3 protein-coding genes are annotated in these 1,786 nt (G+C 58.8%); all 3 read left to right on the top strand.

The annotated features are described in order from the left end of the window. Positions 1–486 (top strand): NAD(P)H-dependent oxidoreductase (locus tag AC6RA4_RS25340; protein WP_500165071.1); only part of this gene is annotated, 486 nt, incomplete at its 5' end. Then, positions 473–1,189 carry a glutathione S-transferase family protein gene (locus AC6RA4_RS25335; RefSeq protein ID WP_500165069.1) on the top strand — a complete coding sequence of 239 codons (717 nt, stop codon included), beginning with the start codon at positions 473–475 and terminating at the stop codon, positions 1,187–1,189. The genes AC6RA4_RS25340 and AC6RA4_RS25335, both read left to right, overlap by 14 nt. A 3-nt stretch (positions 1,190–1,192) precedes the next feature. After that, complete coding sequence (locus AC6RA4_RS25330) at positions 1,193–1,777, top strand: carboxymuconolactone decarboxylase family protein (RefSeq protein WP_500165067.1); 585 nt, start codon at positions 1,193–1,195, stop codon at positions 1,775–1,777. The last annotated feature ends 9 nt before the right edge of the window (positions 1,778–1,786 follow it).

Below are 1,786 nucleotides of genomic sequence, written 5' to 3'. Positions count from 1 at the left end.
ACCACCGGGGCCGAAGGCTACGACGCCAATGCCGAGGTCGAAAGCCACATCTGGGCCGACACGGTGATCATGCAATTCCCGATCAACTGGATGGGCGCGCCGTGGTCGTTCAAGAAATACATGGACGAGGTCTACACCGTCGGTATGGACGGTCGACTGACCAACGGCGACGGTCGCACCCCAGAGGCACCCAAGGAAAACTATGGCATGGGCGGCACGCTGACCGGCACCAAATACATGCTGTCAGTCACTTTCAACGCCCCGCGCGAGGCTTTCGACGATCCATCAGAGCCCTTCTTCCAAGGTGGTAGCGTCGACGATCTTCTACGCCCTCTGCACCTGAATGCTCAATTCTTTGACATGACCCCGTTGCCGACCTTTGCCGCTTTCGACGTGATGAAGAATCCGGAAATCGAGGCTGACTTCGCTCGCTTCGATGCCCATCTGGGTGCCGTCTTCTCGGAGGCCGAACATGCCGCGGCCTGATATCGTTCTCTACACCGCGAACACGATGAACGGGTGGAAGCCGCTCATCTTCCTGCACGAGGCCGAGATCGACTACGAGCTGGTCAATGTCGACTTCTCGAAGAAGGAACAGCACGCTCCCGACTACGTGAAGATGAACCCGAACGGCAAGATCCCGACGATCTGGGATCGGGCCGAAGGGCGCGCGATCTTTGAAAGCGGGGCAATCCTGTGGCACCTGGCCGAAAAATATGGGCGGTTCCTGTCCTCCGACCCGGTGGAGCGGTCCGAGACGCTGCAATGGCTGTTCTTTCAGGTCGGCCATATAGGTCCGATCATGGGGCAGGCGATGTATTTTCAGCGCATCGCCAAGCCCAATGGCGATGAGGTGCCTTATGCCATCGACCGCTACGTGGCCGAAAGCCGCCGCTTGCTGGAAGTGCTGGATACGCGGCTCAAGGGTCGCGACTGGCTGGTCGGCGGCGAGATGTCGATTGCCGATATCGCCACCTATCCTTGGGCGCGCAGCTATTTCTGGGCGACCGTGGATATCGAAGGCTTGCCCAACCTTCAGGCTTGGTTCGCCCGGCTCGATGCGATGCCGAGAGTGCAGGAGGCTCTGCAATTGCCCGAGCCACGTCCTTCGGCCTTCGGCAAGGGTGATATTGATGCGGCGGCCAAGGCGAATGCCGCTCGTTTTTCTTCCGATGTGAACAAGGATTGAGTCATGCTCGATACAGACGCTACTGTCACCGCCTTTACCTATCACACCAAGGACACCGCTCCCGAAGATTCGAAACTTCTGATTGATCGGACCGTGGCCGAATTTGGCGGTCTGATCAGCCTGCACGCGCTGTTTGCCGAAAGCCCGGTGACTTACGAGACCTATCAAAAGGCGTTCGACCTGTTCCTCAAGCACAGCTCGTTCACGTTGCTCGAGGCGCAGGTGGTCTTCATGACTTCGAACTTCATCAATCGCTGCCATTACTGCATGGCCGGGCACACGATGATGATGAAACGGGCCAAGATGCCCGATGACGTCATCGACGATCTGCGCGAAGGCCGAACGCTGGCCGACCCCAAGCTGGCGGCTTTGCAAAGCTTTGCCCGAGAGTTGCTTGAGAAGCGCGGCCATATCGGCGACGACCGCCTGCAGGCGTTTCTGGATGCGGGCTATGACCACAAGGCGGCGCTGGACGTGCTGACGGGACTGGCTGCCAAGCTGATCTCGAACTTCACCAATGCACTGGCCCACACGCGACTGGATCGCGGCATGGACAAATACGCCTGGGTGCATCCCGACGATCGTTGATCTCTGTTA

The sequence above is a fragment of the Salipiger sp. genome (assembly GCF_059781815.1).
The sequence above is the reverse complement of the archived record's forward strand: the minus strand, read 5'-3'. Positions and strand labels throughout refer to the sequence as shown.

Excerpts from the sequence above, each read along its gene's own strand:
- AC6RA4_RS25335 (WP_500165069.1), top strand. The coding sequence starts at position 473 with ATGCCGCGGCCTGATATCGTTCTCTACACCGCGAACACGATGAACGGG.
- AC6RA4_RS25330 (WP_500165067.1), top strand. The coding sequence starts at position 1,193 with ATGCTCGATACAGACGCTACTGTCACCGCCTTTACCTATCACACCAAG.